We start from the raw sequence: 6,278 nt of genomic DNA on the forward strand, positions 1-6,278 counted from the left end.
CCACTCCCCCACTCCCCCACTCCCCTACTCCCTCACTCCCCTACTCCCCCACTCCCCTACTCCTTACTTCTGAGTAAATGCCCAAACTCCATTCCAGTTTTCTGGAATACCAGTGGATATTAATTTATCAATTCTATCTAAATAAAGTTTAGCTGTTTGGTCTGAAGAATTTACTACTAATACTTTGTCAAAATAAAGTTTAGCTGAAACGAAATCTCCAGAGCAAAAATATTTTGTAGCACTTTCAAAATCTGCCTGAGTTTTTAACTTTAATTCTCGCACTTCATCAATTTCAGCATCCATCACTTCATAAACATTAATTGGTTCATCTCTACCCTTAACCGACGCCCGGTCTAAAAACCTAATTTGATATTTTTCTGGATTTTTTAAACCCTGAAAAGCTGATTCAGAAATTAACAAAGAAACCCCATAATACTTAGTTAAACCTTCCAAACGAGCTGTCAAATTAACATTATCAGAAATTGCATCTCCCGACATTCGAGTTTTCTCTCCTACTATACCCACCATCATGTGGCCCCAATGAATACCTACACCAATTTTAATGGGAAATAAACCTTTAGCTTGTAGAGTTTGATTATATTTGTGTAATTTATGAAGCTGAGAAATAGATGACTGTATAGCATCATCAACACCATTAGGAAATACTGCCATAATGCCATCTCCCATAAACTTAATAATCAAACCATTGCGACCGCGAATTTCTGGAGCGACTTGTTGTAAATAACCATTAACAAAAGCAAAAGTTTCTTGAGCTGTCATCTTCTCAGATAGAGTAGTAAAAGAACGAATGTCAGAAAAGAAAATTGCCATTTGCTTACAAACTCGATCGCCTAAATTAACATCAATAATATTTTCTTTAGAGAGTAATTTTACATATTCGTGGGGGACAAAACGTCCGTAAGCATTAGTAATTTTTGATAATTGCAGATGAGTTTTAAGTCTAGTTAATAATTCATCTTTGGCAAAAGGTTTAGTCAAATAATCATTAGCACCAAATTGGAAACCCATAACTAAATCAGCCACTTGATTTTTAGCTGTTAACATTAAAATTGGCAAAGTTTGGGCAGGATATTTTTCCCTAATTTTAGCGCAAACTTCATAACCAGACATGTTAGGCATCATTACATCTAGCAAAATTAAGTCTATATTTTCTTCCTTATCTAAAGCAGCTAAAGCATTTTTTCCGTTTAATGCTTGGGTAACTTTGTAGTTATTTGCTGTTAAGTGATTTTTGAGAACTTGAATATTTATTGGTTCATCATCAACAATTAAAATGTGGAAATCACCATCAGCTAAATAACATTCGTTGTGTTCAGTTTCTACGGGTATTTCTAGTTGCTCGATCGAATGAATACTGTTGATGTGAGAAGTAGGAAGAGAAGGGGGATCGGTTACAGGTTTTTGAGAAATGGGCAGGGTAAAGCAAAAATGAGAACCGACACCGACTTCAGATTCAACCCATATCCGGCCACTATGGAGTTCAACTAATTGTTTCGTGACTGCTAACCCTAAACCTGTACCTCCATATTTTCTAACTGTGGAACCTTCTCCTTGCTCAAATGATTCAAAGATGCGCTCTAGTTTATCAGTGGGAATACCGATACCAGTATCGGAAACGACAATTATCAGTTGCTTAGATAGATCTATATCTCGGTCTTGGGTGCAGGGTTGTCGATCAAAGTTTGTCTTATGGTTGTCAACTAATTCTGCTGAGACTTTGACTTCACCAGACTCAGTAAATTTAATAGCATTACCGATTAAGTTATATAGAATTTGTTGTAGACGGTTTTCATCAGCATAGACGGGGGGTAAATCTTTAGGAAAAGCATTTATTAGTTTGAGATTTTTCTTTTTGCTGAGTAAAAGATTTAAGATGACTACTGCTTCTACCACTCCATAAACATCAACAGGTTTAAAGTCTAATGCTAGTGTGTGATGTTTGATTTTAGAAAAGTCGAGAATGTCGTTGACAAGGTTGGAGAGACGACGAGCGCTAGAAACTATCATCGTTAAGTTGCCAGTGGTGACTGAATTCAATTTTTCTGTATTGCTTTCTAAAAGAAATTCACCAATACCGATAATACCATTGAGGGGGGTTCGTAGTTCGTGAGAAGTGTTGGCTAAAAATTCGTCTTTGAGGCGATCTAGTTGCTTGAGTTGTTGGTTGTTTGCTTCTAGAGATTTAAAGGAATTTTTCAGTTGGTTTGCCATACAATTGAAAGAGTGAGTCAGCTCTCCCACTTCATCGTTACGGTAAATATTGAGTTGAGTGTCCCATTTACCTTTAGTAATTTTTTTGGCAGCAGAATTAAGTTTGACAATAGGTGCAGTAACCAAACGTACTGTCATAATTACTACTACAATTGCTACAGTTAAAGCTCCAATACAAAGTAATATTGTGGTGCGTGTATTAGCATAAATCTCTCCCATCACATCAGAAGTCGGGACAGTTATTACAAGTATCCAGTCTAAACCTTGCTGAAGTTCTAGTGGAGCAATATGGAGAAAATGAGCTTGGCCATTAACTTTAAATTTAAATTCTTGAGTTGTTTTTATTTCAGAAAAGTTGTCTATTTTTCGCATCAAATATTTGGCAGCTGCTTGAGTTAATTGATTTTGACTAGCTACTGCTTTTATTCTTTGCGGCATTTGATTTTCTTCTGATAAAAAATAGGGATTTTCTGATGTGGAACTAGCAATCAAATCTCCAGATGTTTCTAACAGAAAAACTTGACTCTTAAGGGGAACTTCTAGTTTTCTGAGAAAATCACTAATATCACTCAGAATCAAATCTACAGCAATTACTCCCCTGAATTGCCCAGTTTTGTCTAAAACAGGTGCAGAAAATGTAATGCCTAGTTCACCCGGGCCAACAAAGTTATAAATTTCAGTCCAAGTTGGTTTCTTTGCCTTGATTGCACCTTGATACCAAGGTCTTGTTTGAGGATAAAAATCTCTATTTTGCAGCTTTTTAATACGTTGACCTTCTTTATTTACGAGATAATCGACACGATTGGGAAAATCTTCATATACTTTTATATTTAGAGTACCATCTATATTTCGTCTGCCTTGAGCATATTCTCCATTTTCATAATCACCTGCAAAATAGATAGCAGAAACAAATTTATACAATTGAATTTGTTTAATAAAATGAAAGGCTAAGGTATCAATATTTCTAGTATTTAGTTGTTCGAGTTGAATAGCATTGAGATTACTTTGAACAATAATGTGAGGGTATTCTAGGTAATGATTTAGGTGGTCTTCAACACGATTTGTAACTTCATGTTCCCATTGACTTGCTAATCGATTAACTGCTTTTTCTCCATTTCTAAAAGAGAGATAACCAATTAATGCAAATGTTGTTAATATCTGTAAAACAAAAGGCACAATAAAAACGTTGCGCAAGGAATTTTTTCTAGTATTCTCGCTCGATAAATCTTGATTTCTAGATGCCATAGTCTTTAAATATAGGGAATAGGGAACAGGGAACAGGGAGAAATATTGATAATTTATGGATAATAATTGATTTTATTTTGAATTTTTGGAGATTTCTATTAGACATCTCCGGAAAAGAGGCAGTAGGCAGCTTTGCTGTAGGCAGTAGAGGAAAAGAATTGATAATTTCTGTGCGATAATTGATTTTATTTTTTATTGTCGGAGATGTCTATTAGACTCGATTTTATTTACATACAGCAGTTTCCGAAGTTATGAGGTACATATATTGATTTTTAGGGAGTAGGGAAGATGGGAATTAGGGTAGTGAACAAGCACAAAATATTTACCCCGTCAGTTGTACCACATTTATACTTTACTTTATTTTAGATTATAGCAATTCCCAAAAAGCAAGCGCTACAAACTTACAAAATTAGTGGTTTTGGGGACATAGAAGATAGGAAAAAGTGCAAGAAAATACTACTTTTAAGGAGATAAAAAGAAAAATTTTCCTTTGAGTCAATCCTTTTTTTAAGGAAAGATAATTGTTAATTATTAATTATTAATTATTGATTTTTGAACGATGCTCTAGGAAAAATAACTCGCTACGAATATGACTAATACGGTCGCCATCTAATACTATTTCTCAAAAATTTTGCGACATCTCATTGGGAGTAGGGAGTAGGAAGTAGGATTTAAAGGCATAAGATATTTTGGATTAATGCCGATAATCCTTACAAAAATTACTGAATTATTATTATTACTTAATAACTGAAGTCGCATCGGAATTATAGCATTATTTTGAGAAATTGCTATAATAATTCCAAATTTCTTCTAATGCCACTTCCAAAATAGCCACAAAATCAGATAAATTAAACAAAGGACTATTTCGGAGTTTTAATTTCTCTCGCAACGGTAGTAACTCTTCTGGATTAGTTCCCATAAATATGGCTTTCTGTTCGTATTCCTCTAGACTATGACAAATAATTTCCTCTATCCCAGCACTCGTACAAATACTTACCCCCGTCCGAGCTGCATTAGTAGAAACTGGTTTTGTCAACACTGGCAAACCTGCATATAAAGCACAAACAGTGGTACAACCATCATTATAAATCAGGGTATCTAAAGCTAAGTTGGCCAAAGATAACCGAGCTAGATATTCCGGGTGTGAGATTTTTTGGGCAAAAATCAGTCTTTCGGGTTTTACTCCTCTATTCTTGGCACTCTGGCGTAAATTTTCCATTATTTCGGTTTTACTGTAAGCTGTATAACCTGCCAAATCTATTAAAATATCAATCCTATCCCTGTTAATTTGGCGGGCAGCATTTTCGGCAGATATTTCGTCGAGATACCGAAATTCATCGCAACCATTTTTGATAGTTTCTGTTACTCGATCATTGGTATTTAATAAATGGTAGGCAAAGACTTAAATTTTGTCTCGGTTATGCTGTTCAAATACTCCAGAAATTAATCGTCCGACAGCATGACCATAAAAATCACCAGAAACGTAACCTATACACAATTTACCTATTTTTTGAGGATAAGAAAATTTTGGATATGGTTAGGAAACCCATCCATCCCTTGACCGCTTTTTTCCCCTTGAAAGGGGAGGCTTTTAACCAGAATTATTTAATTAATAATTATTAATTATTCGGTAACTATTAGGGTTTTGATGATGGGAGATAATTTTTTCATCACTAAAAATTTATTAAATTGATGGGCATCATGAATAACTTTTGATTCTGTCCTTAAATTATCTTACCGAAAATTTGTGGTTTAAAGCCTCCCCTTTTAAAGGGATAATAAAGAAAAATTTTCATCTCTTTGTCAATCCTCTTCTTTCAAGGAGAGGTAATTATTCATTATTCATTATTCATTATTCATTGTTGAACATTACTATGCATAACCTATCCAATAATTATCATCTAAATTAATAGATATGAAGTTTTCTTTTTTATCATTAAATAGACAATCATCCGTTCCTATAAACAAAAATTTAATTACTCCTAATTGGCATCTTGCTTAGGGAAAAATAGACCAGATAAAGGTAGATATTTCTTGGAGCGATCGCCATTTTTTGATTCATCAAGCTCAACCTACTTTTAGCTCTAATGAAAGGTTTGTTGTTGTGGGCGATTTTTATTTAACTAATCTGTCACAATTACAAAATTTTTTAGATATTTCTACCTCTCTTACTGCTATTCAAATAGTTGCTGAATTATGGCAAAGTTATGGGGTAAAAACTTTTTTGTTGTTAGAAGGAATTTTTGCTTTAGCTGTTTGGGATAGAGAAGAAAAAGAATTATGGATTGGACGCGATCGCGTGGGTGGACGGACTTTATATTACACTACTACTGACTCAACTATTTGGATTTCTCCTAGATTAAAAATTCTTTCTTCTTACCATTCTGATGAATTAGATTTAATAGCTTTACGGGATTATCTTTGTTGTGCTTTTGTGCCTGGGGAACGTACTCTTTGGCAGGAAGTAAAAGAATTAAGACCGGGAAGTTTTATCCATTTTACTAATGATTTAAAAATTCCATCACCAATATTTTATTGGCAACCACAAGTACAAGTAAAAAATGCCGATAAACCTTTAGAATATCATGGTCAAAAATTACGTTCTCTTCTAGATAAAATTATTCCTGAATATTTACCAAATAATCAACCAGTGGGAGCTTATTTATCGGGTGGTTTAGATTCGAGTTGTATTGTGGCATTAGCAGCAAAAAATCATCATTATCCAGTACATACTTATTCAATACATTTTGGTGCAGAATTACCTAATGAATTAGAATTTTCTAGTTTAGTTGCTCAACATT

The 6,278-nt window shown here is 34.2% G+C and carries 3 protein-coding genes; 1 reads left to right on the forward strand and 2 read right to left on the reverse strand.

Translation table 11 applies throughout. The features are described from left to right. Positions 1–63: 63 nt before the first annotated feature. Both AC3DU7_RS21670 and AC3DU7_RS21675 read right to left on the reverse strand, forming a co-directional pair. Positions 64–3,477 carry a response regulator gene (locus AC3DU7_RS21670; protein WP_488041377.1) on the reverse strand — a complete coding sequence of 1,138 codons (3,414 nt, stop codon included), beginning with the start codon at positions 3,475–3,477 and terminating at the stop codon, positions 64–66. A gap of 772 nt (positions 3,478–4,249) precedes the next feature. Further along, the gene (locus AC3DU7_RS21675; RefSeq protein WP_488041378.1) at positions 4,250–4,732 is read right to left on the reverse strand and encodes an O-linked N-acetylglucosamine transferase family protein; all 483 of its coding nucleotides are present in this window, start codon (positions 4,730–4,732) and stop codon (positions 4,250–4,252) included. A gap of 798 nt (positions 4,733–5,530) precedes the next feature. Between AC3DU7_RS21675 and AC3DU7_RS21680 the strand changes: the two genes are divergently transcribed. Further along, on the forward strand, positions 5,531–6,278 hold a 748-nt coding region (locus tag AC3DU7_RS21680), incomplete at its 3' end, for an asparagine synthase-related protein (RefSeq protein WP_488041379.1).

The sequence above is a fragment of the Okeania sp. genome (assembly GCF_983059655.1).